The organism is Microbacterium paraoxydans (assembly GCF_018224615.1).
In the GTDB taxonomy this organism is placed as follows: Bacteria; Actinomycetota; Actinomycetes; order Actinomycetales; family Microbacteriaceae; genus Microbacterium; species Microbacterium paraoxydans_B.
In genome coordinates this window covers 203,055-228,069 of record NZ_JAGTUK010000001.1, presented here as the reverse complement: position 1 = coordinate 228,069, position 25,015 = coordinate 203,055, and the positions used below count along the sequence as shown (strand labels likewise).

20 protein-coding genes are annotated in these 25,015 nt (G+C 70.8%); 10 read left to right on the top strand and 10 right to left on the bottom strand.

Annotated features, from left to right (window positions below; all coding sequences use genetic code 11):
* Positions 1–29: 29 nt before the first annotated feature.
* Genes KE274_RS01080 through KE274_RS01070 form a run of 3 tightly spaced genes read left to right on the top strand, consistent with a single transcriptional unit; the run spans position 30 to position 3,494 of the window.
* Positions 30–770 carry a peptidase E gene (locus tag KE274_RS01080; protein WP_211540127.1) on the top strand — a complete coding sequence of 247 codons (741 nt, stop codon included), beginning with the start codon at positions 30–32 and terminating at the stop codon, positions 768–770.
* 13 nt (positions 771–783) lie between these two features.
* The gene (locus tag KE274_RS01075) at positions 784–2,139 is read left to right on the top strand and encodes an anaerobic C4-dicarboxylate transporter family protein (protein ID WP_211540124.1); all 1,356 of its coding nucleotides are present in this window, start codon (positions 784–786) and stop codon (positions 2,137–2,139) included.
* Between the two features lie 20 nt (positions 2,140–2,159).
* On the top strand, positions 2,160–3,494 hold the full coding sequence (locus KE274_RS01070; protein ID WP_211540110.1) for a threonine/serine ThrE exporter family protein: 1,335 nt from the start codon (positions 2,160–2,162) through the stop codon (positions 3,492–3,494).
* 54 nt (positions 3,495–3,548) lie between these two features.
* On the opposite strand, the gene KE274_RS01065 is transcribed toward KE274_RS01070, so the two are convergent.
* The 3 genes from KE274_RS01065 to KE274_RS01055 form a co-directional block, all read right to left on the bottom strand.
* Positions 3,549–4,142, bottom strand: coding sequence for a DUF305 domain-containing protein (locus KE274_RS01065; RefSeq protein ID WP_211540108.1), 594 nt, complete (start codon positions 4,140–4,142; stop codon positions 3,549–3,551).
* Positions 4,143–4,216: 74 nt separating this feature from the next.
* Positions 4,217–4,663, bottom strand: coding sequence for a DUF6153 family protein (locus tag KE274_RS01060; protein WP_211540106.1), 447 nt, complete (start codon positions 4,661–4,663; stop codon positions 4,217–4,219).
* Positions 4,664–4,703: 40 nt separating this feature from the next.
* The gene (locus KE274_RS01055; protein ID WP_211540099.1) at positions 4,704–5,255 is read right to left on the bottom strand and encodes an ECF transporter S component; all 552 of its coding nucleotides are present in this window, start codon (positions 5,253–5,255) and stop codon (positions 4,704–4,706) included.
* A gap of 120 nt (positions 5,256–5,375) precedes the next feature.
* Here KE274_RS01055 and KE274_RS01050 point away from each other — a divergent pair, with 120 nt between their 5' ends.
* Entirely contained in the window at positions 5,376–7,922 is a 2,547-nt protein-coding gene (locus KE274_RS01050) for a LuxR C-terminal-related transcriptional regulator (protein WP_211540097.1), read from the top strand.
* Positions 7,923–7,978: 56 nt separating this feature from the next.
* Here KE274_RS01050 and KE274_RS01045 read toward each other — a convergent pair whose 3' ends face one another.
* Complete coding sequence (locus tag KE274_RS01045; protein WP_307872112.1) at positions 7,979–13,075, bottom strand: beta strand repeat-containing protein; 5,097 nt, start codon at positions 13,073–13,075, stop codon at positions 7,979–7,981.
* Between the two features lie 296 nt (positions 13,076–13,371).
* Between KE274_RS01045 and KE274_RS01040 the strand changes: the two genes are divergently transcribed.
* The 5 genes from KE274_RS01040 to KE274_RS01020 all read left to right on the top strand — a co-directional run bounded on the left by KE274_RS01040 (position 13,372) and on the right by KE274_RS01020 (position 16,148).
* On the top strand, positions 13,372–13,752 hold the full coding sequence (locus KE274_RS01040) for a hypothetical protein (protein ID WP_211540093.1): 381 nt from the start codon (positions 13,372–13,374) through the stop codon (positions 13,750–13,752).
* Between the two features lie 144 nt (positions 13,753–13,896).
* Positions 13,897–14,241: a PadR family transcriptional regulator gene (locus KE274_RS01035; RefSeq protein WP_211540091.1), complete on the top strand. Its 345-nt coding sequence runs from the start codon at positions 13,897–13,899 to the stop codon at positions 14,239–14,241.
* A gap of 1 nt (position 14,242) precedes the next feature.
* Positions 14,243–14,614: a DUF1048 domain-containing protein gene (locus KE274_RS01030; protein WP_211540089.1), complete on the top strand. Its 372-nt coding sequence runs from the start codon at positions 14,243–14,245 to the stop codon at positions 14,612–14,614.
* The gene (locus tag KE274_RS01025; RefSeq protein ID WP_211540082.1) at positions 14,611–15,384 is read left to right on the top strand and encodes an ABC transporter ATP-binding protein; all 774 of its coding nucleotides are present in this window, start codon (positions 14,611–14,613) and stop codon (positions 15,382–15,384) included. Before KE274_RS01030 ends, KE274_RS01025 begins: the two co-directional genes overlap by 4 nt.
* Complete coding sequence (locus KE274_RS01020) at positions 15,381–16,148, top strand: ABC transporter permease (RefSeq protein ID WP_211540080.1); 768 nt, start codon at positions 15,381–15,383, stop codon at positions 16,146–16,148. Before KE274_RS01025 ends, KE274_RS01020 begins: the two co-directional genes overlap by 4 nt.
* Positions 16,149–16,230: 82 nt before the next feature.
* Here KE274_RS01020 and KE274_RS01015 read toward each other — a convergent pair whose 3' ends face one another.
* Positions 16,231–17,706: a lipase maturation factor family protein gene (locus KE274_RS01015; protein ID WP_211540078.1), complete on the bottom strand. Its 1,476-nt coding sequence runs from the start codon at positions 17,704–17,706 to the stop codon at positions 16,231–16,233.
* Between the two features lie 70 nt (positions 17,707–17,776).
* Complete coding sequence (gene bsh / locus KE274_RS01010; protein ID WP_211540076.1) at positions 17,777–18,754, bottom strand: choloylglycine hydrolase; 978 nt, start codon at positions 18,752–18,754, stop codon at positions 17,777–17,779.
* Positions 18,755–18,966: 212 nt separating this feature from the next.
* On the opposite strand from bsh, the gene KE274_RS01005 reads away from it, so the two are divergent.
* Complete coding sequence (locus KE274_RS01005) at positions 18,967–20,196, top strand: ATP-binding protein (protein ID WP_211540073.1); 1,230 nt, start codon at positions 18,967–18,969, stop codon at positions 20,194–20,196.
* 58 nt (positions 20,197–20,254) lie between these two features.
* Here KE274_RS01005 and KE274_RS01000 read toward each other — a convergent pair whose 3' ends face one another.
* The 4 genes from KE274_RS01000 to KE274_RS00985 form a co-directional block, all read right to left on the bottom strand.
* Positions 20,255–21,163, bottom strand: a complete 909-nt coding sequence (locus tag KE274_RS01000; protein ID WP_211540071.1) for a glycine betaine ABC transporter substrate-binding protein — start codon at positions 21,161–21,163, stop codon at positions 20,255–20,257.
* Between the two features lie 70 nt (positions 21,164–21,233).
* Positions 21,234–22,193, bottom strand: coding sequence for an ABC transporter permease (locus tag KE274_RS00995; RefSeq protein ID WP_211540069.1), 960 nt, complete (start codon positions 22,191–22,193; stop codon positions 21,234–21,236).
* Positions 22,193–23,497 (bottom strand): quaternary amine ABC transporter ATP-binding protein, encoded by a 1,305-nt coding sequence (locus KE274_RS00990; RefSeq protein ID WP_211540067.1) that lies wholly within the window; start codon positions 23,495–23,497, stop codon positions 22,193–22,195. Before KE274_RS00990 ends, KE274_RS00995 begins: the two co-directional genes overlap by 1 nt.
* A 330-nt stretch (positions 23,498–23,827) precedes the next feature.
* Positions 23,828–24,973 (bottom strand): class I SAM-dependent methyltransferase, encoded by a 1,146-nt coding sequence (locus tag KE274_RS00985; protein WP_211540065.1) that lies wholly within the window; start codon positions 24,971–24,973, stop codon positions 23,828–23,830.
* Between the last annotated feature and the right edge of the window lie 42 nt (positions 24,974–25,015).

The following is a 25,015-nucleotide window of genomic DNA, read 5'->3' as shown; positions in this document are numbered from 1 at the left end:
AAAGCAGTCGTCGAACCGGGGGGTCACCGATGTCGCACGTTGTCGCAACCGGAGCCGGAAAGGCCATGATGGAGCGCCGGAACGATCCGACGCACGACTACATCCTGAAGCTCACCGGCAAGGAGAGACCGCGCGTGCTCTTCGTCGGCACCGCCACGGGCGACGACACCGCCTACATCGTCAGCTTCTACTCCACCTACGACTCCGATCGGTGCGCACCGCACCACCTGCCGCTGTTCCACCGCGCGGTGGACGACCTCGCCGGGTTCGTGAAGGGCTTCGACGTGATCCACGTGGGCGGCGGCAACACCGCCAACATGCTCGACGTGTGGAAGCGGCAGGGGCTCGACGAGATCATGCGCGAGATGTGGGAGGACCCGAACTCGAACGTGGTGTTCACGGGCGGCAGCGCCGGCGGCATCTGCTGGTTCGAGGGCGGCACGACCGACAGCTACGGCCCCACCCTCCAGGTGCTGCCCGAGGGCCTCGGGTTCCTGCACGGCAGCTTCTGCCCGCACTACGACGCCGAGGACCAGCGTCGGCCGCTGTTCCACGCCGCCCTGCTCAGCGGCGAGCTGTCCACCGGCTACGCCGTGGGCAACCTCCAGTCGCTGCACTTCGAGAACTCCGAGTTCGTGACCGCCGTGAGCCCGGTCGAGAAACCGCTGGCCCTGCGGGTGGAGGCGGTCGACGGGAAGATCGTCGAGACGGAGCTGCCCGTGCAGGTGCTCACCGGCACCTCGCCCGTCGTCGCCGGTCCCTCCTCCTGAACGGAGCGCGCTCATGAACGACAACGTCTTCCTCCTCATCGCCCAGCTGATCGTCGTCGTCCTGGCGATCTTCATGGGCACCCGCACCAGCGGGATCGGCCTCGGCGTGTGGGGCCTCGTCGGCGTCGCGGTGCTCGTGTTCGTGTTCGGCGAGGCGCCGGGCAACGCCCCCGTCGACGCGGTCTTCATCGTCATCACCGTGATCACGGCCGCCTCCACCATGCAGGCCGCCGGCGGTATCGACTGGATGGTGTCGGTCGCGGCGAAGGTCATCCGCAAACGCCCCAAGTCGGTGGTCTTCCTCGCCCCGGCGATGTCGTTCCTGTTCACGGTCGGCGCGGGAACGGGCAACATCTTCTATCCGCTGCTGCCCGTGATCTACGACGTGTCGTACCAGCAGAAGATCCGTCCCGAGCGGGCGCTGTCCGTCTCGGCCGTGGCCTCCCAGGTGGGCATCCTGTGCTCGCCCGTGTCGGCCGCGACCGCATCGATGGTGGTGCTGCTCGCCCCGCAGGGCGTCGACCTGGGCGGGCTGCTGCTCATCATGTGGCCGGCGTCGATCGCGGGACTCCTGGTGGCCGCGCTCGTCATGATGCGCCACGGCAAGGACCTGGAGGACGACCCGGAGTACCAGAAGCGCCTGGCGGACGGGCAGATCAAGCCGCCGGTCGTCGACGCGCACGAGAAGAAGCTGCCCACGACCGCGGTGCTGTCGGCGTCGCTGTTCCTCGCGGGCGTCGCGGTGATCGTGTTCTTCGGCCTGTTCGAGAACCTGCGCCCCGTGATCGGCACCGACGACGCGGGCGACCCCGTGCGCCTCAGCGTCACCGTCATCATCGAGGTGACCATGGGCATCATCGCCGCGCTGATCTTCGTGTTCTGCAAGGTGAAGGCGGCCGACGTCCCCAAGCAGCCCACGTTCCCCGCCGGCATCGTCGGAGCCATCGCCCTGTTCGGTATCGCGTGGCTGGCGAACACGTTCGTCGCCGCGAACCAGACGCTCATCGTCGACGGGCTCGGGTCGGTCGTGTCGGGGTCGTCGGCGTTCCTCGGGGCGCTGCTGTTCGCGCTGGCGCTGTTCGCGGTCGCGATGCTCACCACCAGCCAGTCGAGCGCGACCAACGCGATCGTGCCCATCGGCATCACGATCGGACTGCCCGCCCCGCTGCTGGTCGGGCTGTGGCCGGCGACCATGGGCATCTACACGCTGCCCGCCAACGGCAGCCAGGTGGCAACGGTCGCGTTCGACCAGACCGGCACCACCAAGATGGGCAAGTTCGTGGTCGACCACTCGTTCCAGCTGCCGAACCTCGTGTACGTCGGCACCGCGATCGTGGTCGGCGTGGCCCTGTCGTTCCTGTTTGCGTGACATGAGCGCGACGGGGTGACATGACCGACGTCGTCGACCGGTCGGCGCTGCGGCAGTTCCTGCTGGGACTGGCGCAGGGCATGAACGCCTCGGCGGAGTCGGTCGACCGCATCCGCGACACGATCGCCGAGGTGGCGCGCGCGTCGGGCGGGGACGACACCGACTTCGTGGTGCTGCCGACCATCATCATCGTCGAGACCGGCGACGACGAGGAGGAGCGCGTCGCGATCCGCTCCGCGACCAACGCCTCGTTCCGCTTCGACCAGATCGCCGCGCTGTACGAGCTGATCGCGCAGGCCCGCGCGGGGACGGTCGAGCCGCGAGACGGCATCCGCCGGCTCAACGAGATCGGGGCGATGCGCCCGCGGCTGGGCTGGTTCACGCGCACCCTGGGCCACGCGATCCTCACCACCGGCCTCGCCCTCCTGCTGGCGCCCACCTGGCAGGGCGCGATCGTCGCGTTCGTGCTCGGTTTCGGCATCGGGCTGCTCAAGCTCGTGCGCTCGCCCACGCTCCAGCTGATCATGCCGATCGCGGCCGCGTTCGTGTGCGCGACCGCGGTGTTCCTGCTCGCGGAGGCGATCGAGATCGGCGACCCGATCCGGCTGCTGATCGCACCGCTGGTGACCTTCCTCCCGGGAGGAGTGCTGACGACGGCGACGGTCGAGCTCGCGGCGGGGCAGATGATCTCCGGGGCCTCGCGCCTGATCTACGGTTTCGTGCAGCTCGCACTGCTCGCGTTCGGCATCCTCGCCGCGGGCGCCGTGGTGGGGGTGTCGTCCGATTCGTACGAGCCGCTGGACGCCTCCGCGTTCCTGCCGTGGTGGGTGCCGCTGCTGGGGATCCTGGTGTTCGCGCTGGGCAACTTCCTGCACTTCTCCTCGCCGCCCTCGACCTTCGGGTGGGTGCTGCTCGCGCTCGTGGTCGCCTACCTGGGGCAGTGGGCGGGTACGGAGTTCATCGATCCTGCCGTCGGCGGCTTCGTCGGCGCGGTCGCGGTGACCCCGGTGGTGTTCTGGATCGCCGGGCTGCGGCACGGGGCACCGTCGCAGCTCACGTTCCTCCCCGCGTTCTGGCTGCTGGTGCCGGGGGCGGCCGGACTGGTCGGGCTGACAGAGGCGTTCGCGACGGACAACGGGCTGGCCGACTTCGCCGCCGCGCTCGTCTCGGTCATGTCGATCGCGCTGGGCGTGCTGATCGGCACGGCCCTGTACCGCGTGGTGCACCACGGCGCAGAAGAGTTCGTGCAGTTCGCGGTGGCGCCGCCGCCCGTCGAAGACACCCCGGCGCCGCAGAGCCTGTGGGCGCGACTCTCCCGTCCGCTGCGCCGCCTCCGCCGCCCGCGCGAGGGCTAGCGATCCCCGCGCGACACGGCCCCGCGCCACCGATGCGACGCGGGGCCGCGCGGGTCAGAGCGTCGCGAGGATCTCCTTCATCTCCGCGATCTCGGCCGTCTGGGCGTCGACGATGTCCTGCGCGAGCGCCACGGCGTCGGGGTTCTCGCCGTCCGCGAGCTGCGCCTCCGCCATCTCGACCGCGCCCTCGTGGTGCACGATCATCTGCTCCAAGAACAGCCGCGACGCCTCCGGCCCGGCCGCCGCTTCGAGCGCCGCCAGGTCGTCCTCGCTCATCATGCCGTCGCCGTGATCCATGGCGTCGGCGTCCGCGGCGTCCACGCCCCAGTCGTCGAGCCAGCCCTGGAGCTGCTCGATCTCGGGGCCCTGCGCGGCCGTGATGCGCTCGGCGAGGTCGGCCACACGCGGGTCGACCCCCTCCTTGGCGAGCACCAGGTCGGACATCTCGACGGCCTGCTGGTGATGGACGATCATCATCGACGCGAACATCGCGTCCGCGTCGTTGGCCCCCGCGGCGGGGGTGTCACTCGTCGAGTGGTCCATGCCGGAGTGGTCGGCGGGACCCGCCGGCGTGCTCGACGCGCAGCCCGCGAGCGCGAGCGCCCCCGCGATCACGAGTACGGCGGCGACGGTGGTTCGGTTCTTCATGAGTCTCTCTTCTCTGTCATCTCGATCGGACGGACGTCCGCGGTCGCGGTCGTCCCGGCGCACGACGGCGCCGTTCAGGTCCGGCTGATGCAGAGCGCGTGGAGAGACGGGGGTCGCGCGATCGGCACGGTGCCGCGGGCGCGAAGGGCGACCGCGCCCGCCGGCGCCGCCAGGAGGGGGGTCGAGCGGTGTCGCAGCAGCAGGAGGAGCCCGCCGAGCAGGGCCAGCACGCACGCGCCGCCGCCGTCCGCTCCCGCGGGCGACGGGGAAGCGACCGCCGCCGCGCCGGGGTCGTGCGCGGTGTGCGCGACCGCGGGCGGCGTGACGGGCGTCGTGGGGCTCGGGTCACGGTGCCCCTCGGTGCCGTGGCTCGCGGTCGCGGCGGCGGGCGCGTGACCGGAGCCGTGCGCTCCCGCGGTGCCGTGCAGCCCGAGGGCGTGCATGCCGAGCAGGCCGAGCAGCACGCCGCCCGCGAGCACCACGACGAGCAGTGCACCGCGCAGCGCCCGTCGATCGCTCATGCCCCGATACTACCCGGTGGGGGTATGGGTATTCGAGGGGTCAGCGGACGACGCCCGCGCGCGCCAGCAGCCGCCGCACCGCGATCACGACCGCCGCGACTGCGAGCATCCCGACCACACGCGCGACCAGCGTCGCCCCGAGCACCGCGGGCACCAGGTGCTCCGGCGAGAACACCGGCAGCGCGACCAGGAACAGCGCGACGCCCGCCACCGCCGCGGCGGCGAGGAGGCGAGCGGACGACACCGCCGCGTCCCGCCGCAGGGGCAGGGCGAGGTCGAGCGCGAGCCCACCCAACAGCAGCGGCACCAGGCCGAGCGGCCCGATCGGCGAGACCGCGACCGTGAGCACCCCGGCCACGAACGCCGTGAGCGTGGCCATTCCGGGTGTGCGCGTGATCACGCGCGCCAGCAGGGGCAGGGCCGTGTGCACCGCGGCGACCAGGGCGTAGGCCGGGGGCGAGGCGGCCGCGAGCACGCCCGTCACCGGCACGACCGCCAGGAACACGAGCGCCTGGATCGCCCCGAGGGCCGCGCTCACCAGCAGCGCGCTGGTGGGGACGCGGCGCACCGCCCTCGCCCGTCCATCCGTCACGCCTTCGAGCCTAGAGCCGACGGCGGACCCCTCGGACGCGGCTCCGCGCCCACCGCGTCATCTCGTCTCGACCCATCACCATTTCGGAATATTGTGGAGGCGGGGAACTGGGGAGGGGACATGACGGATTCCGTCGCGCGCGAGAACAGGCAGCTGCCGCGAGTATCGACGAACGTGATCGGGCGACCGCGTCTCACGGCGGCCATCGAGACCGACACACCGCTGACACTGCTGCGCGCGGCGTCGGGCTCCGGCAAGACCACCGCGCTCGTGGGCTGGGCGTTCCTCACCGCGGCGCGCGTGGTGTGGCTCACCGTCACTCCCGCGCATCAGCGCAGCGCCGACCTCGCCCGGGCCCTGCTGCGGGCACTGCACACCCACGCGCCCGCGGACGCACCGGCCGACGACCCCGCGAGCGACACCCCCGCACTGCTGTGGGCCGCCGTCGCCGCGCACCTGTGCGCGACCACCGAACCGCTCGCGATCGTGCTCGACGACGCGGCCGCACTCGACCGCGACACCGTGTTCGACCTGTGCCGCACGGTCGCCGCGGCCCCGCTCGCACGACTCGTCGCCGCGACCAACCGCCCCAGCCCCTTCGACAGCTCCGGCCTCGATCTGCTGATCGACACGGTGGTGCTCGGCCCGCACGACCTCATGTTCGACCGGGACGAGATCCGAGCCGCGCTCGACCTCGACGACGACGACACCGTCACGGCGATCCTGGAGGCGACGGGCGGGTTCCCCGGAGCGGTCCGCGCGGCCGCGCTGCGCGGCGGCGGCACCGGAGGGCCCTCGCTTGTCGAGGCCGCGTCGGCCACGATCGAGGACTACCTGCAGGCGCGCATCGAGCAGGGCGACTTCGCCGAGCGCACCCTGGACGACCTCGTGCGGCTCAGCATCACCGACGCCGTCGACGCCCCGCTCGCCGTCGCCCTCACCGGCAACCCCGACGTCGTCCGCGCCCTCGACGAGGCCGAGGTGTTCGGCTTCGGGCGCTGGGAAGACGGCGAGCCACGCACCTTCCGGCTCGCCCCGCTCGCCCGCACCCTGCTGCACCGCGAACTCCGCCGCACGCACCCGACCGAGATCCCGCAGCTGCGACGCCTCGCGGTGGAGGGCGCCGTGCTGCGCGGCGCCCCGTTCGAGGGACTGCGCCTGGCCGTGGAGGAGGGCGACCTGCACCTCGCGTCCCACGTCATCATGTCGGGCTGGAGCCACCTGCTCGACCACGACGGGCGGGCGGTCGTGCGACTGCTCGGCGACCTGCCGCTCGCGCGACTCAAGCAGGAGCCGCTCGTGGCCATGCTGCTGGGCATCTGCCTCAACGCCAACCGGCTGCGGCGGCTGCGCGGACTCCAGCTGCTACGGGTGGCCGTGTCGGCGGCGAACGCCAGGAAGAACCGCCTCTCGGCGATCGAGCGCATCTTCATCTGGACGGCCGAGAGCGCGGCGCTCCGCGTGATCGGCCTGCCCGACCGTGGCGGGCAGGTGGCCGCCCGCGCCCTCGCCCTGCTCACCGAGACGCCCGAGACGCAGTGGGAGCGCTACGCGCGGGAGATGCCCCTGGTGTGCACCCACCTCGCCCTCTCCCTCCACTACGGCGGCCGGCGTGAGCAGGCGCTCGGACTACTCGACGAGGCCGCGGCCCTCGCCGCCTCGCAGGGCACCCGCAACGCGTTCCACGCCGTGAGCCTGCTCGCGGGCATCCACGCCCTGAACGGCGACCTCCCCGAGGCGCGGCACTACGTCGACCTCATCCGCGACGGCGGCTGGAGCCAGGACGAGCTCGACGGCTACCGCGGCACGTTCTACCGCGTGGCCGAGGCGATGCTCGCGGTCGAGGACGGCGACCTCCACGCCGCGAAACAGCACGTGCGCGCGTTCCTCCCGCACCGGGCGACCAGCGAGCACTGGACCACCATGGCCGCGGTGGAGGCCTGGATCGCGCTGCACGAGGGCGACGCCGCGGGCGGGCTCGAACGGCTCGAGTCGTTCGCCAGGATGCGGGGACGCGAGGCCGGGTCACCGCACGCGCGCACGACCCTGAGCCGTCCGCGCATCCTGCTGCACCTGGCGCTCGGCGACGTGCGGGCCGCCCGCAGCATCAAGCAGCGCGACGCCCCCGGCGACCGCTTCGCCACACTGCTGGAGCGCGCCCGCGTGGCCCTGGTCGACGGTCGTGCGCCGGACGCCGTGCGCCTGCTGACGCAGACACGACTCGAGCCCACCACGTCCCGCGAGCGCGCGGAGGCCGCGGCCGTGCAGTCCGCCGCGCTGCACCGGGTCACCCCGGCGGCGGCGCAGCGGGCCACCGACGCCCTGGGCGCACAGCTCGCCGACCGGGAGCTGCGGACCCCGATCGCGCTGCTCGGCGCGGAGGACTTCGCGGCCGTGCGCGCCGACCTGGCCCCGCTCCCCGGTGCACCGCTGCCCCTCCGCTCGGCGCTGCCGTCGTTCGCCACGCGGCCGCGGCTGTCGTCGCGCGAGCAGGTCGTGCTGCACGCCCTCACCTCGGGCGCGCCGCTGCCGGAGATCGCCGCCGAGCTGAGCGTGTCCCAGAACACCCTCAAGACCCAGCTGCGCAGCATCTACCGCAAGCTCGACGCGGGCAACCGCACCGAGGCGCTGGAACAGGCCGCCCGGCACGGGCTGCTGCCCGACTGAACCCCACGGGCCCCGGCCGTCCCGTGGGACGACGGCCGGGGCCGGCGGGGGGTTCGTCAGGCCTGCAGGCGGCGTCGGCGCACGATCAGCAGGGCCGCTCCGGCGAGCAGCAGAGCGATCGCGAGCCCGAGAACCCACGGCGCCAGCTGTCCGCCGGTGAGGGCGAGCGGCGTCAGCACGCGGTTCTCGGTCGTGCCGGCCGGGGGCGTGATCGTCTCGCCACCGGGAGGCGTGGCCGAGGCGACGGCGACGTTCCGCAGCGAGGCACCGGCGGCGTCGGCGTGCACGGTCACGGCGTACGTGATCACGACGCTCTCCCCCTCCGCGAGACTGCCGGTCCAGCGCAGCGACGTGCCGTCGATCACGGGAGCGGCCACCGCACGGTCACCCACCGTCGCGGTCGCCGTCCCCCGTAGGTCGGCGTGCCGCAGCACTCCGGCCAGGTCGTCGCGCACGACGACCTCATCCAGCCCGGTCTCACCCGTGTTGGTGCCGGTGAGCGTGTACGTCACGACACTTCCCGTCGCCACGGCCGTGCCCGAACCGGGGTTCGAGGTCTTCGCGAACGTGAAACCGGGGGTGCCGACCGGGTTCTCCGTGGTCGCCGGCGGAGGCGTGATGACCGCGCCGCCCGGAGGCGTCGCCGAACCCTCGACGGTGTTCGCGATGGTCGCACCGCCCGCGTCGCCGTGCACGGTCACCGAGTAGGTGATCGTGACGCGCTGACCTGCGGCGAGGTCACCCGTCCAGGTGAGCTCCCCGTCGGCCACGACCGGTTCCGGCGCGAAGCCGTCGACCACGGTGGCCGTCGCGTCGCCGTTGTAGTCGGCGTGGGCGAGCACGCCCGACAGGTCGTCGCGGATGCTCACGGGTGCCAGGGCCGTCTCGCCCGTGTTCACGCCGGTCACCGTGTAGGTGAGGACGCTGCCCGGGTCGACGCGGGTGCCCGACGCGGGGTCGGCGGTCTTGCGCAGCTCGAAGCCGGGCGCGTTGACCGGGTGCTCGGTGGTGGCGGGCGGGGTCTCGATCGGCGGCACGCCCCCGGGCGGGGTCGCGGAGCCGGAGACCGTGTTCGTCAGGACGCTGCCGCCCGCATCGGCTGCCACGGTCACGGAGTACGTGAGGGTGACGGTCGCGCCGACCGGCAGTGCCCCGCTCCACGTCAGGCGGTCGCCCGACACGGCGGGAGCCGCGGCCGGGGCGCCGTCGATCGTGGCGGTCGCGTCGCCGTTGTACGCGGCGTGGGCGAGCACCCCGGAGAGGTCGTCCGTGATCGAGACGGGGTCGAGCGCCGTCTCCCCCGTGTTCACGCCGGTCACCGTGTAGGTGAGGACGGCACCGGGGTCGACCGCGGTGCCCGTGGCCGGGTCGGCGCTCTTCGACAGCGAGAAGCCGGGACGGTTCACCGGGGTGGTGGTGGTGCCGGGCGGCGGCGTGATGACCGAGCCACCGGGCGGGGTGGCGGTCGCGGTCGCCGCGTTCTCGATCACGGTGCCGACACCCTCCGCGCCCACGGTCACGGAGTACGTGACCGTCACGGTCTCCCCGACCGCGAGCGACCCGGTCCAGGACAGGTCGGTGCCGTCGACGGTCACGACTCCCGCGGGCGCGCCACCGATGGTCGCGACGGCGTCGCCGTTGTACGCGGCGTACGGCAGCACACCGGACAGGTCGTCGGAGATGGACACCGGGTCGAGCACGGTCGCTCCGGTGTTCGCGGCGGTGAGGGTGTAGGTCAGCACGGCGCCCGGGTCGACGGCGGTGCCCGCGGCGGGGTCGACCGTCTTCGCGAACGTGAAGCCGGGCTCGTTCACCGGGTGCTCCGTGGTGGACGGCGGCGGCGTGATCGGCGTGCCAGGGGTGGTCGGGCTGCCGGGGTCGCTCGGATCCGTGGGGATCAGCGGGGTCGCCTCACCGGTCGCGCTGTTGGCGATGAGCTCGCCGCCCGCGGCGGGGTCGACCGTGACCGAGTAGGTGATCACGACGTCCTGCCCTGGCAGCAGCCGTCCGCTCCACTGCAGCGTGCCGTCGGCCACGCGCACGTCGCCGCGGCTCGCGGTCGCGTCGTCGTTGAAGCTGGCGTGGGCGAGCACGTCGCGCAGGTCGTCCGTGATCGACGCCGGGTCGAGCACGGTGTCGCCCGTGTTCACGCCCGTGACGGTGTACGTGAGGACGCTGCCGGGGTCGACGCGGGTGCCCGACGCGGGGTCGGCCGCCTTGGTGACGGTGAACCCGGGGGTCGCGACGGGGTGCTCGGTGGTCGCGGGCGGCGTCTCCACCGGGGTGCCCGGTGTGGTGGGGCTGCCCGGATCGGTCGGGTCGGACGGGATCAGCGGGGTGCCAGCGCCCTCGACCGAGTTGCGCAGCAGCACGCCGGTCGCGTCGGCGGCCACGGTCACGGAGTACGTGATCTCGACGCGGTCGCCCGGCTGCAGCACCCCGGTCCAGGCGAGCGCGGTGCCGTTCAGCACGACGGTGCCGGAGGTCGCGGTCGCGTCGCCGTTGTAGGCGGCGTGGGCGAGCACGGCGGAGAGGTCGTCGGTGATCGTGGCGGGGTCGAGCACGGTGTTGCCCGTGTTGACGCCGGTGACCGTGTACGTGATCGTGTCGCCCGCACGGACGGCGGTGCCGGACACGGGGTCGGCGGTCTTGGCGACCTCGAACCCGGTGTCGACCACGGGGTGCGTGGTTTCGGCGGGCGGCGGGGTGAGCGGCGTGCCCGGACGGGTGGGTCCGTCGGGATCGCTCGGGTCGACCGGGATCCGCGGGGTGCCCTCGCCCGTCGCGACGTTGCGCAGCAGCGCCTTCTCGACGCCCGCGTCGACCGTGACGGTGTAGCGGATGGTGACGGAGGCGCCCTTCGGCAGAGAGCCGCGCCACGTGAGCGTGTCGCCCGTGACCGAGACGGTGCCGCGGTCGGCGGTCGCGTCGTCGTTGTAGGCGGCGGAGCCGAGCACGCCGGACAGGTCGTCCACGATCTCGGCGGGGTCGAGCGCCGTGTCACCGGTGTTGGTGCCGGTGATCGTGTAGGTGATGGTGTCCCCGGCCTCGACGGCGGTGCCCGAGGCGGGATCGGCCGACTTGGAGACGGTGAAGCCCGAGCCGAGCACGGGGTGCTCCGTGGTGGAGGTGGGCGGCACGATCGGCTCGCCGGGCACCTGCGGTCCGGTGGGGTCGCCGGGGGTGGGCGTGGTCGGGGTGGCGGTGCCCGAGACGGTGTTGCGCAGGATCTCCCCCGAGGCGTCCTGACCCACGGTCACCGAGTACGTCACGGTCACGGACTGCCCGGGCTGCAGGGCCCCGGTCCAGGAGAGGGTGCTGCCGCTGAGGGTCGCGCCGCCCGTGGTGAGCGTGGTGCCGTCGATCGCGGTCGCGAGGTCGCCGTTGTATGCGGCGTGCGCGAGCACACCGGCGAGGTCGTCCGTGAGCGAGGCGGGGTCGAGCGTGGTGGCGCCGGTGTTGGTGCCGGTGACGGTGTACTGGATGGTCTGGCCGGGCTCGACCACGCTGCCCGCGGCGGGCGAGGAGGTCTTGACGAGCTCGAAGCCGGCGACGGGGTGCTCGGTCGTGACGGCCGGCGGCACGAGCGGGTCGAAGCCGCCGGGGGGCGTGCCCGACGCGGTGACGCTGTTGGCGAGGCGCTCGCCCTCCACGCCCTCGTCGACGATCACGGAGTAGGTCACGGTGAGCACCTGGCCGGGCTCGAGGGCGCCGGTCCAGGCGAGTTCGTCGCCCGTGACGGTGGCGGCACCGGTGGTCACCGGGTCGCCGTCGATCGCGGTGGCGACGTCGCCCTGGTAGGTGGCGAAGGCGCGCACGCCGGACAGGTCGTCGGTCACGGTCACCGGGTCGAGGCGCGTGTTGCCGGTGTTCTCGGCCTCGACCGTGTAGGTGAGGCGCTGGCCCGGACGCACGGCGGAGCCGTTCGCGGGGTCGGAGGTCTTGCGCAGGGCCAGGTCGGGGGCCAGGCGCAGGTTCGTGTACGTGCAGGTGACGTCGGTGCCCAGGGGTCCGGCGGGCTGGGTCACCTGGCCGTCGGCGGTCACCGCGACCGGGGTCGTCGAGCCGTCGGGGTTGACCTGCACGCACACCAGCGAGGCGTCGTAGCGCGTGGGGTCGGTCGTGCCGGCGGGAGACTCCGAGAGGCGGAACGTGTCGCCCTGGTTCGTGAACACGGGTCCCGCGTAGTCGGGCTGCAGGCCGGACTGGGTGCCGCGCGTGGTGGCGTCGGTCTGCGCGACCTGGTAGCCCGCGGGCGACTGCACGCGCAGCGCGAACTGGTCGGTGTCGGCCTGGCGCCCGTTGGGCAGGTCCTTCTTCAACGTGAGCGTGTTCGGGAACGTGCAGCTGGCCATGTCGGTGGGCGCGAAGCTGCCGAGCGACGTGGTGTTCACGGTCTGACCGCGCGGCAGGTCCACCTCGATGATGCGGTTGCCGCCGCCCGAGACCGATACGAAGATGTGCCCGAGGTTTCCGAACGCGATGCCGTTGCCCTGCACGCCGGCGCCCATGTCGTGCACCTGCTTGGCGTCGATCGTGGCGGTGCTCGGCTCGAGCGAGGCGGGCAGGTCGGACGAGTAGATGAAGTTGTCGGCCACGAGCACGAGCTGACCGGAGGCGCTGAAGGCCATGTCGCCGTTGGCGCCGAACGCGCTGCTACCGGTGGTGGGGCGCAGCGTGCCGACCTGCACGTAGGTCTGCGGCGTGACGTTCTCGTTCCACGCGTACAGGTTGATGGCACCGCCGATCGTGCCGCTGGCGAAGTAGTAGACACCCGTGACCGGGTGCACCGCGCCGCGCAGCACCGAGGAGTTGAGCGTGAACGAGGTGCGGGTGGTGGTGTCGGTCACGCGGTCGTGCTTGGCAAGCATCTTCGTGCCGGCCGCATTGGTGACCGTGTAGGCGTAGCGACCGCTGGAGGAGACGCCGAGGGCGTTGTTGGAGTGGTTCGTGCCCAGGTTGACCGAGCTGAGCGTGCCGCCGTTGCCCGGGGCACCACCCTGCTCGTTCACGACGAACTCGCGCACGTCGGTGGTGCTCTGCACGTAGACGGCGCCGGGCGTGCACAGGAACGGCTCGGCTGCGGCCGCGGGGGCCGCGGTCATCGTGCCGCCGATGACGACCATCGACGACGCGACCAGCGCGGTGCTCACGACACCGCCGATCAGTCTCCTGGTGCGGCTCCAGCGGCTCGGCCGCTGCTCTCGGGCATCACGGAATCCCACGACTTCACTCCCCATCCCTCGCTGTCCGCGGCGCGTGCGCGCACACGGAAGCCCCCGCCCCCTCAGGCGACCGCCGAGCACCACTCGGGCATGGTGAACTCGGTCCGGGCCACCGCCAGACTGCCCGGGCGGGCGGGCCCGTCCCGGCGGATCCGGGAGAATTCACCCCGCCTTTTCACCCCGCGCTCCGTGGGGGCCGCACCCCCGCGTGAGACCATGGCGCGATGGACACGGGGGTCCGCCGGCCGGCGGCGGAGGCAGGCGGGAGCTTCCTCGCGCTGGGCCTGGGACTCCAGGTGGTCTTCACGGTGCTCGGCTTCGCGATCACGTTCACCTCGACGCTGAGCGTCGCGAGCTGCACCGAGACCTCCTGCGACTACTCGGCGTTCTCGGCCGCGATCGACACGTTCTACCTCGGGGCCCTCGTGCTGCTGGCGGCGACGGTCGTGGCCATGATCCTGCTCCGGCAGCACCCCAGAGCCAGGGCGTGGGCGCCGATGATCGGGACGGTTCTGCTGCTCGTGCTGCTCGCCGCGACCTACGTCGCCGGTCGCGCCGCGCTCACGCTGCCGCTGTTCGGCAACCGCCTGCCCGGCTGCTGCTGACGGGGGCGCCCGCCGCGCGGACGCCTCCCTCACACCGCTCCGAAAGAGTTTCGGTATTCGGTGTTGCTAAGTACCGGTACTCAGTGTTACTTTGTACCGGTACCCAGCAACACTGAGTACCGAACATGAGGAGAGGAGGACCCGATGGGCAAGCAGATGACCGAGATGCTCAAGGGCACCCTGGAGGGCATCGTTCTGGCCCTCCTCGCCGAGCAGCCGGCCTACGGCTACGAGATCACCACCCGCCTGCGGGAGCACGGCTTCACCGACACCGCCGAGGGCACCGTCTACGCCCTGCTGGTCAGGATCGAGCAGAAGAAGCTCGTCGACGTCGAGAAGGTTCCGAGCGAAAAGGGACCGCCCCGCAAGGTCTACACCCTGAACGCCGCCGGCCGACAGGAGCTGCAGGAGTTCTGGACCACCTGGAACTTCCTGGCGCAGCACATCGAACGACTCAACACCACCCACACCCCCAGCAAGGAGAACTGACATGGCCGCCAAGTGGATCGAAGCGCTCACCGGATCGCTCGAGCAGAAGAAGCAGTACAAGCAGGCGAAGGCCCGGATCGAGGCGCTGCCCGAGCCGTACCGCACGGTCGCCAACGCCCAGCACCGCTACACCATGTACTACGGAGGGATCACCGACGGGGACACCCTGGTGCAGATCTTCCTCGACCTCGCCGACCTGTGGGAGCGCGCCGCGATCGACGGCACCCCGATCGACGACATCATCGGCGCCGACCCCGTCGAGTTCGCCGAGACCTACGCCGAGGCGTACGGCGGCACCCAGTGGGTCGACAAGGAGCGCGCTCGCCTGACGCAGGCGGTCGCCGACGCGAAGAAGAAGGAGAACCGGTCATGACGAACACCGCCATCTCGGTGCGCGGCATCGAGAAGTCCTACAAAGACCTGCACGTGCTGCGCGGCGTCGACTTCGAGGTGGAGCGGGGATCGATCTTCGCCCTCCTCGGGTCGAACGGCGCGGGCAAGACCACGATGGTGCGCATCCTCTCCACGCTGCTGAAGGCCGACACCGGCACCGCGACGGTGCAGGGGATCGACGTGGCGGCGAACCCGCTCGGCGTGCGGGAGAAGATCAGCCTCACCGGGCAGTTCGCCGCGGTCGACGAGATCCTCACCGGGCGCGAGAACCTGGTGCTCGTCGCCAAGCTGCGCCACCTGCCCGACCCCGGCGCGGTGGCCGACCGGCTGCTTGCCACGTTCCGCCTGACCGACGCGGGCAGCCGCAAGGTCGGCACGTACTCCGGTGGCATGCGCCGCCGGCTCGACATCGCGATGAGCCTGGTCGGCGACCCCGAGGTGATCTACCTCGACGAGCCGACCACCGGGCTCGACCCGGAGTCGCGCATCGAGGTGTGGGACGTCGTGAAGCAGCTCGCCGACGGCGGCACCACGGTGCTGCTCACCACGCAGTACCTCGACGAGGCCGAGCAGCTCGCCGGCCGCATCGCGATCCTGCACGAGGGCCGCATCATCGCGAACGACACCCTCGCCGGGCTCAAGCGGCTGCTGCCGCCCGCCCAGGTCGAGTACGTCGAGAAGCAGCCCACCCTCGAGGAGATCTTCCTCACCCTGATCGGCCCCTCGTCCACGAAGGAGGACGCAGCATGACCACGCACTTCGCCGCCGATACGGCGACGCTCACGGGCCGCTCGATGCGGCACATCTTCCGCAGTCCCGACACGATCATCACCACGGCGGTCACCCCGATCGCGCTGATGCTCCTGTTCGTGTACGTCTTCGGCGGCGCGCTCCAGCAGAGCACCGGCACCGAGAACTACGTGAACTACCTGCTGCCCGGCATCCTGCTGATCGCGATCGCGTCGGGCATCGCGTACACCGCGTTCCGGTTGTTCACCGACATGCAGAGCGGCATCTTCGAGCGCTTCCACTCCATGCCGATCGCCCGGTCGAGCGTGCTGTGGGCACACGTACTCACGTCGCTCACGGCCAACGCGATCACCCTCGCGATCATCTTCGGCGTCGGGTTCCTGATGGGGTTCCGCACCGGGGCGAGCGTGTGGGCCTGGCTCGGCGTGATCGGCATCCTGATGCTGTTCACCCTGGCACTCACGTGGCTGGCGATCATCGCGGGCCTCAACGCCAAGACGGTCGACGGGGCGAGCGCGTTCTCGTACCCGCTGATCTTCCTGCCGTTCATCAGCTCGGCGTTCGTGCCGACCGACACGATGCCCGGTCCGGTGCAGTGGTTCGCCGACAACCAGCCGGTCACCTCGATCGTCAACACCATCCAGGCGCTGTTCGCGGAGCAGCCCGTCGGCAACGACATCTGGATCGCCCTCGCCTGGTGCGTCGGCATCCTCGTGGTCGCCTACGTGTTCGCGATCATCTCCTACCGGAAGAAGGTCAGCTGATCGACGCCAAGCGAGACGGAACGCTCCGACCGGGGACTCTCCCCCGGCCGGAGCGTTTCGCCGCGCTCGGCGGGGTGTCGCCTCAGCGCAGGCCCACCGGACCGAGCACGACGCGGCGTCGCGTGCGCACCCACACGGCGCCGTCCGCGCGGTGCTCGGCCCTGGTGGCGAAGCGGTAGCGGTACGACACCGCCCGCACCCACCGCGGCCGCTCGCCGTGGAACGGGTCGACCCGCAGCATCCGCAGCGTGGGCTCGTCCGCTTCGAGGAGTCGCACCAGGAACACGGTGAACCAGTCGTCCAGCGAGTGCCCGAGCGGCAGGAACCACATCAGCCAGTCCAGCCGCAGGTGATACGGGGCGAACTGCCGCGGCACCCGCCGCACGTCGCCCGGCTTCCCCCGGAACTCGTACTCGCGCCAGTGCATGCCGTCCTCGTCGGCGGAGCCCTCCACCACGATCTCGACGCGCTGCCGCGTGACCGTGCCGAACGCGCCGTAGGCGTTGCCGAGCTGCCAGCGGTTGAAGCTCGCATTCATCAGCTGCCGCCGCGCGAAGAGGTTGCGCACGGCGGGCACGCTCAGCACCACGAACAGCAGCCCCACGGCCGACGTCACCACGACCCACCACAGCGGCATCCCCGACACGAGCCACGGCAGCACGGTCTCCGGAGTCCGCTCCGGCGCTCCGACCCCCGGCAGCCCGATCGCCGAGAACCCGAGCACGATCGTCGCCGCGTTCAACCACGCGAAGTTGCCGGTGAGCACGAGCCACAGCTGCGTCGCGATCACGACGGCCCCCGCGACCGCCCCCACGATCTGCGGCACCGGGCCGGGCACCCACAGCGACAGCAGCGGCGCGAACAGGAAGAACGGCACCACGAGCTGTGCCACGTGGTTGCCGATCACCTCGAGCGTGTGGAACCACCGCGGTAGCAGGTGCGCCTGCCGGCTGAGCGGCCCTGGCATCGGCTGCGTCTCGTGGTGGAAGGTCATGGCGGTCAGGTCGCGCCACTCCCGCCCGCCGCGGATCTTGATCATCCCGGCCCCGAACTCCAGCCGGAACAGCAGCCACCAGAACAGCATGATCACCACGACGGGTGGCGGCTGGTCGTGCGACCCGAGGAACGCCGCGAGGAACCCGGCCTCCAGCAGCAGCATCTCCCACCCGAAGGAGTAGAACGTCTGCCCGATGCTCACGACCGACATGTAGCCGAGCCACAGCGCCAGGAACGCCAGCATCGGCACCCATGGCGGCCCGAGTTGCGGCACCCCCGCCACCAGCAGCGCCGCGACCACGATCCCGGCCCACGCGAGCATCACCAGCCGCCGGTCGCTGTAGCGGAGGCGCGTGAACAGCGTGGGGTGCAGCAGCTTCCGCCGCTCCGGCTTCTGCGCCACCCAGTCGAGCAGCGCGGGTGCGGGCAGGAGTCCGTGCTCCCCCAGCAGCGGCCGGAACTGGTTCAGCGTGGAGACGAACGCGACGAGATACAGCGCCGCGATGCCCCGCTGCAGGACCTCGCGGGCGAACCCGAAGTCGACCGCCGCGAACCCGTCCACGGCCACAGGCTACGCCGACGGCCACGACCCGCTGAGGGGGTTGCGCGCGGCGGCGAAGAGGGCGCGTCGCTCAGTTCTGCATCGCGATCTGCTGTCCCGTCATGAGCGGATACGCGACGAGGTCTGTGCCGTCGAGGTCCTCCCGGTGCATGTCCACGCCCGTGATCTGACTGTTCTCGTAGGTCGTGTAGTAGTAGATGCCCCTGTCGGTGTTGCAGCACGAGGAGTAGATCGTGATCTCGTACTTCTCCTCGTCGCCCACCTGCACGCACCCGCGCTGCTGGGCGACCGCGCCGAGGATCTGGAAGAACTGACTGAGCGACTCCGACTCGGACGTGCCGCAGACCGCGTTCATGCGCGTGAACACCGCCTTCACGAAGCGCGACGACGACGACAGGTCGCCGGGGAGGCCGATCCCGCCCATGCCCCGGCTGTACAGGTCGAGCGGCACGTCGGACGCGAACGTGTTCTCGGGCTGACGCTTCGATAGGTGCCGGTAGTCGTTCAGCCGGAAGCTCTGGATGTCGAACGTGGGGTTGTTGGTCAGCACGCCCCACGGGTTGTCGTACACCTTCAGTCCCTCGCGCACGCTCTCCACGACGATCGACGCGGTGCGGTCGGCGATGATCCAGTGCAGCGGAGACAGCGGGAAGGCCTCGCTGAAGTCGATGTCCACCAGGCTCACCGAACGCAGCGCGTCCTTCACCTGCGCGACCGTCTCGAACTGGCCGAGCACCCACGGGATGAACTCGAACGGCGTGATCTCCGTGCCACCCGACCCCTCCGCCGGGTAGAAGGCGTTGTCCGGGAAGTTGAGCCCGGCCATGCTGAGGCCCTTCTCGTTGCTCGCGTCGTAGTAGAGCGGATAGCCGTCGGAGATGGTCGCGATGCCGATGATGGCGTGGTGCGACGTCAGTTCGGGCAGCCGCCGGAACGCGAAGGGGAAGTTCCTCGGCGTGACGGTGACGGTCTCGTGATACGAGAACTCCAGGTCGAGATTGCGCCCGAAGTAGTGGTCAGCGGTGGTGAAGCTCAGTCCTGTGCACATTCGTCCCTCTCCGTTCCGGGCCCGGGGGCGGGCCCGCGAACGGTCATGGTCGCACTTCCCCCCACGGAACAGAAGGGGGGTGCCACCCACGACGACGGAGGGCCTCCCGTGCGGGAACGGAGTGATGGCGAAATCACGAACCCGTTGTTAGCCTCTTTAGCGAGCTTTATTGCAAACTAATAAACACGACTAAACTCCCTAAGGACGACGGCATGGACAGTCTGCTGAACCCTTACACCCCCAATGCCGGGGCCTCGCCCGACATCGTTGTCGGCCGCGACGCACAGACCCAGGCGTTCCAGACCCTCCTCCGCCGACTGGCGCGCGGGAAGACCCACCAGTCCATGATCATCACCGGCCTCCGGGGCGTCGGGAAGACCGTTCTTCTCAACGAGTTCGGCGACATCGCCCGCGCCGAACACTGGGAGGTGCTGGAGATCGAAGCGAGCAAGCACGACGACACGCGCTTCCGTCAGTCGATGGCTTCGTTGCTCAAGGCCGCGCTCCTCCGACTGTCCCCCCGCGCGAAGTGGACGGATCGGGCTCGTCGCGCCGCTGCCGTTGTGTCCTCGTTCGCTCTTTCCGTGGACCAGAAGGGCGCGTGGTCATTGTCGTGGGACGTCGAACCAGAAGACGGCTTCGCCGACCACGGCGATCTCGCCATGGATCTCACTGACGTACTCGTCGCCATCGGCGAGATCGCGCAGGAGCGGCACCGTGGCGTGGCCATCCTGATCGACGAGGTCCAGTTCCTCAGCACCAAACAACTCGAGGCCCTGATCCAGGCTGTGCACAAGACCGTGCAGCGCAAACTGCCGATCACGTTCGTCGGTGCCGGGCTGCCGCAGATCGCAGAGCTGGCGGGTGACGCCAAGTCCTACGCTGAGCGTCTCTTCCAGTTTCCGAAGATCGACTCCCTCGACGAGGACGATGCACGCCAGGCACTGACCGAGCCCGCGCGAGCGGAAGGCGTGACCTTCGAGAGCGACGCCGTGACGCTGGCGTTGGAGATCTCGCAGGGATACCCCTACTTCATCCAAGAGCTCGGCTTCCAGGTGTGGGAGATCGCGGAAGAGACCCCCATCACGCGACTCGACGTCGAGACAGCCCGCGAAGGCTACGAGGCGAAACTCGACAGCTCGTTCTTCCGCGTCAGGCTCGACCGCGCGACACCGCTGCAGACCGCGTACATGCGCGCCATGGCCGAGCTCGGCCCGGAGCCTCAGAAGGCGTCCGAAGTTGCGAGGGTGATGGGACGAGAGTCGACCCAGCTCGGCCCGACGCGAGCCGAACTCATCGACATGGGCCTCCTCTACACGCCGGAACACGGATTCGCTGCCTTCACCGTTCCCGAATTCGACAAGTTCATGAAGCGCGCGGTGCCCACACTGGTCGTGCCGGAACTGCAGAAGCGGAACCGAAAGAGGAAGACGGACGGGTGAATCGACGACGGAGGGCCTCCCGTGCGGGAGACCCTCCGTCGTGAGCGTGCGACGCGCGTCAGCTGGTGACGACCCAGTCGAACTGGTCGCCGTACTTCTCCAGCCACGCGTCCACCGCGTCGGCTTCCTTGCCCTCGCCGTACTCGTTCACCACGAGGTCTTCCAGCGCCCCGTACTGCTCGTCGTCGAGCTTGATCTTCTCGATCAGCTCGGCCGCCTCGGGGAACTCGTCCGCGAAGCCCTTGGTGCCCAGGAAGTGCAGCGCCTCGGACTTGCCCATCGCACCCTTCGGGTCCTCCAGGTCCTTCACCGGGAAGGCGTCGTTGGCCCAGAACGGACGCCACAGCGTGACGACGATGTCCTCCTGCTTGTCGGTCGCGGTCTTCAGCTCGGTGAGCATCGCCGCGGTCGACGAGGTGACCAGCTCGTACTCGCCGTCGAGACCGTACTCGGGCATCATCTTCTGCGTCTGGGCGGTGAGGCCGGCGCCCGGCTCGATGCCGTAGATCTTGCCGTCGAAGTCGGCGCCCTTGCCCACGAGGTCCTCGATCGAGGTCAGCTCGGAGTACTCCGGCACCGCGAGCGTGAGCGTGGCGTTGTCGTAGTACGCGCCGAGGTCTTCGATGTCGTCGCCGTACTTGTCCATGTAGGAGGCGTGGGTGAGCTCGGGCCAGGCCGACGGGTACATGTCGACGTCGCCCTGCGCGAGACCGGTGTAGAGCGGGCCGGCCTCGGTGAGCGTCTTCATCTCGACCGTGTAGCCGATCTTCTCCAGCTGGTCCTGGAGCAGGTAGGCGGTGCTGAGGCCGTCGGTCCAGGAGGGCAGGAACCCGAGCGTGATGGTGCCCTTGTCGTCGGCGTCGCCTCCGCCGCCGCTGGTGCCGCCCGCGCCGTCGCCGCTGCATCCGGCGAGGGTCAGCGCTGCTGCGGCGCCGAGGGCGGTGAGGGTGAGGATCTTCTTCGTCATGTACTTCTCTCTCTTGCGTTCCGTATGTGATTTCAGGGATGCGGACGAGCCGCGGGACACCTCGGCTGGCTCAGGCGCGGGTGAGCTCGGGCTCGGCGGCCGTCTGCTCGGCGGGGGTGCTCGCGTCGACGGCGGCGGCCGTCGAGGCGGAACCCGTGCCGGAGCCGCGACGCTTCAGCAGCCCCAGCAGCGACGAGCGGTTCTCGCCCGGGGCACCCAGTGCGGCCGTCACCCGGTCGAGGAAGACCGCGATCAGCACGACACCGAGACCGGCCTCGACGCCCTTCGGGATGTTGATCGTCGAGATCGCCTCGACCACCATCTTCCCGAGCCCGTCGGCACCGGCCATGCCGGCGATCACCGCCATCGACAGCGCGAGCATGATCACCTGGTTGACGCCGGCCATGATGGTCGGCATCGCCAGGGGCAGCTGGATGCCGCGGAGGATCTGACCGGGGGTGGCGCCGAACGCGTGCCCGGCCTCCACGGTCTCGGAGTCGACGCCGCGGATGCCCAGCTCGGTCAGGCGCACGCCCGGAGGCAGCGCGAAGATCACGGTCGCCACGAGACCCGGCACCACGCCGATGCCGAAGAACACGATCGCGGGGATCAGGTACACGAACGCCGGCATGGTCTGCATGAAGTCGAGCACCGGCTTCAGGGCCGCGCGCACGGTGGCGTTGCGCGCCGACCAGATGCCCAGCGGCACCGCGATCAGCACGGCCACGATCGCTGCGACGAGCACCAGCGCGAGGGTCTGCATCGCGGGCACCCACAGGTCCATCGCCACGATGAGCAGGAACGACACGACGGTGCCGAGCGCGAGCTTCCAGGAGCGCACGAGCCAGGCGATGAGCGCGGCGATCACGATGATTACGGCGAAGTGTGGCGTGAGGAGCACGCGGGTGAGGCCGTCCACGAGGAAGCTCACCACGAACGACACCACGTCGAGCAGACCGTCGAGGTTGTCCTTGATCCAGTCGACGCCGGCGGCGACCCAGTCGCCCAGGGGGATGCGGAACCCGTCCATCAGCGCACCTCCTCCGTCTCGGGGGTCGTGGGCAGCGGCTCGGCCGTCCAGCCGTCGTCGAGCACCGCGTCGATCTCGGCCTGCGGCATGGGCGTCATCGGCAGCAGGATCTCCTCGGTCGCGCCGGGTCCGGGTCCGAGCGCGGCGAGCAGCGTCACGCGCGGGATCACGCCGACGAGGCGCCCATCGCCGTCGGTCACGGCCAGGGGCAGCGGCGACTCCACGGCGGGCACGAACAGGTTCATCAGCACGTCGTCCTCGCGCACGCTCTGCAGCACGGGCTTGATGACGGAGTCGAGGCGCGTCACGCCCTGTCGCACGAGCTTCACGGCGTCGCGGTCGGTGACCACACCGAGGAGCTGGCGGTCCTTGCCGACCACGTAGGTGGCCGACATGTAGGCGTCGCGCATCTGGCGCAGGGCGGTGCGCGGGCCCGCGGTCTCGGCGACCACGGGGCGCGGGCGCTCCATGACGTTCGCGGCGGTGAGCACGCGGGCGCGATCCACGTCCTGCACGAACTGCTCGACGTAGTCGTTGGCCGGGTCCATCAGGATGTCCTCCGGCGTGCCGATCTGCACGATGCGGCCGTCGCGCATCACGGCGATGCGGTCGCCGAGGAACATGGCCTCGTTGAGGTCGTGCGTGATGAAGACGATGGTCTTCTGCAGCTTCTGCTGCAGTTCGAGCAGCTGCTCCTGCATCTCGCGGCGGATCAGCGGGTCGAGCGCGCTGAACGCCTCGTCCATCAGGAGGATGTCGCTGTCGGCGGCGAGCGCACGGGCGATGCCGACGCGCTGCTGCATGCCGCCCGAAAGCTCGGACGGAAGCTTGTCTCCCTGCCCCTCGAGCCCCACGAGCGCGAGGATCTCCTCGGCCTTCGCGAGGCGCTCGGCCTTGGCGACGCCCTTGAGCTCGAGCGGGTAGGCCACGTTCTCGGCGACCGTGCGGTGCGGCAGCAGGGCGAAGTGCTGGAACACCATCGAGATGCGGTCGCGGCGGATCTCACGCAGTCGCCCGGCGGGGATGCCGGTGATGGCGTCGCCGCCCACGGTGACCGTGCCGGAGGTGATGTCGTGCAGGCCGTTGAGCATGCGGATGATGGTGGACTTGCCCGATCCGGACAGGCCCATGATGACGAAGATCTCACCGCGGTTCACGGTGAAGCTGGCATCGATGACGGCGGCGGTGCCCGCGTCGGCGACGGCCGCGCGGCTCTCACCGGCCTTCAGTCGACGGACGGCGGCGTTCGGATTCCTCCCGAACACCTTGTACAGATGGCGCGCTTCGAGTGCGATGTCGGACACGTTTCCCCTGCGGCTCGGCCTCGGGTGGCTGAGCCTGCTTCGGTCACGTCCGGGTGATCCTCACGAGGCCGTTCGACATCATCGCTGTGGCGGCGCGGGCGGCGGATTTCGGATCCGCCGCAGAGAGGACCGACCGTACGCCCACGCCTCTTCGCAGCACAGCTCATCGAAAGAAGGACGTGGTCGCGGACTGGTCTTCGGGCCGTCAGGCCCACGGACCAACGTAACGAAATGGCCGGTCAGGGGCAAATCCTGGGGCGGAGACGTGCCCGGGTTTCCGGTGCTGACCGGGGGATAGTACGACCGTCTAGCAATCTCGGCGCGGCGTGTTCAGGGCCGCCGCGAGCTGCGGGTCACGGTGAACTTCGGGGTGCGCGACCGCTGCTCCGTCGGCCCGATCAGCCGCGTCAGCTCGGCGCGGTAGCCGAGGCTCGAGTTGTACACCGTGAACAGCTCGCCGCCCGGCCGGAGCAGTCGCGCCGCGGCCTCGAACAGACGGGTCGCGGCCCCCGTGTGCACGCTGCTGCCGAGGTGGAACGGCGGGTTCAGCAGCACCACGTCGAACGAGCCGTCCGGCAGGTGCGAGCCCGCGTCGTCGTGGGTCACCACCACGCGGTCGGCCACACCGTTCGCCTCGGCGGTCGCGCGCGCGGAGGCCACGGCCGCGGCCGAGCGATCCGTCGCCGTGACCGCATCCGCGGGGTGGTCGAGCGCCCACGAGACCGCGAGCGCGCCCGTGCCGCAGCCGAGGTCGAGCACGCTGCGCCCTTCGTCTCGTCGCTGCGCTCCTCGCTCAGGAACCACGGAGCGGGACAGGCCGAGCGCGTCGAGCAGTGCGCGCGTGCCGATGTCGAGCCGCGCCCCGGCGAACGCGCCACCGTGGGCCACGAGGGTGAGCCCGTCGTGCTGTTCCCGCACGGGGAACGGTCGCGCGGCGGGTGCGGGCAGGGGCTCCGACGCCACGAGCAGCCGAGACTTGCGCTCGGCCCGCTGCGGCTGCACGTGACGGAAGCGGCGCGCCAGCACGTCGTTCTGCGCCAGGGTCATGTGCTTCACGCGACCGCCGGCGACGAGCACCGCGTCTGGTGCGGCCCAACGGGCGACGGCATCCGCGACCTCGGTCAGCTCGGCGAGCGACTTCGGCAGCTGCAGCAGCACGAGGCGGGCGCCGTCGAGCAGGGTCGCGTCGAGCTCGTGCGTCGTGAACCCGTCAAGACCGAGCTCCTGGGCGTTGCGGTCGAGCGCGCGCCGCCCGGTCGCGAGGTCCTGGTGCACGCGGATGCCGCGCAGCCCGGCGTGCACGAGCGCGAGGGTGACCGCGCCGTAGTCGTCGCCGATCACGGCGACCTCGGAGCCGTCGAGCCCGGCGGCGAGCGCCCGCTCGACCAGGAGCGGGTCGGTGGCGTCGTGGGCCTGGAGGTTCTCCGCCTCGACATCCGGCCAGCGGCGCAGGCGACTGTAGGGGAACTCCGGCACCAGCCCACTGTACGCGGGGGCCGTGAGGATTTCGCATGCGTT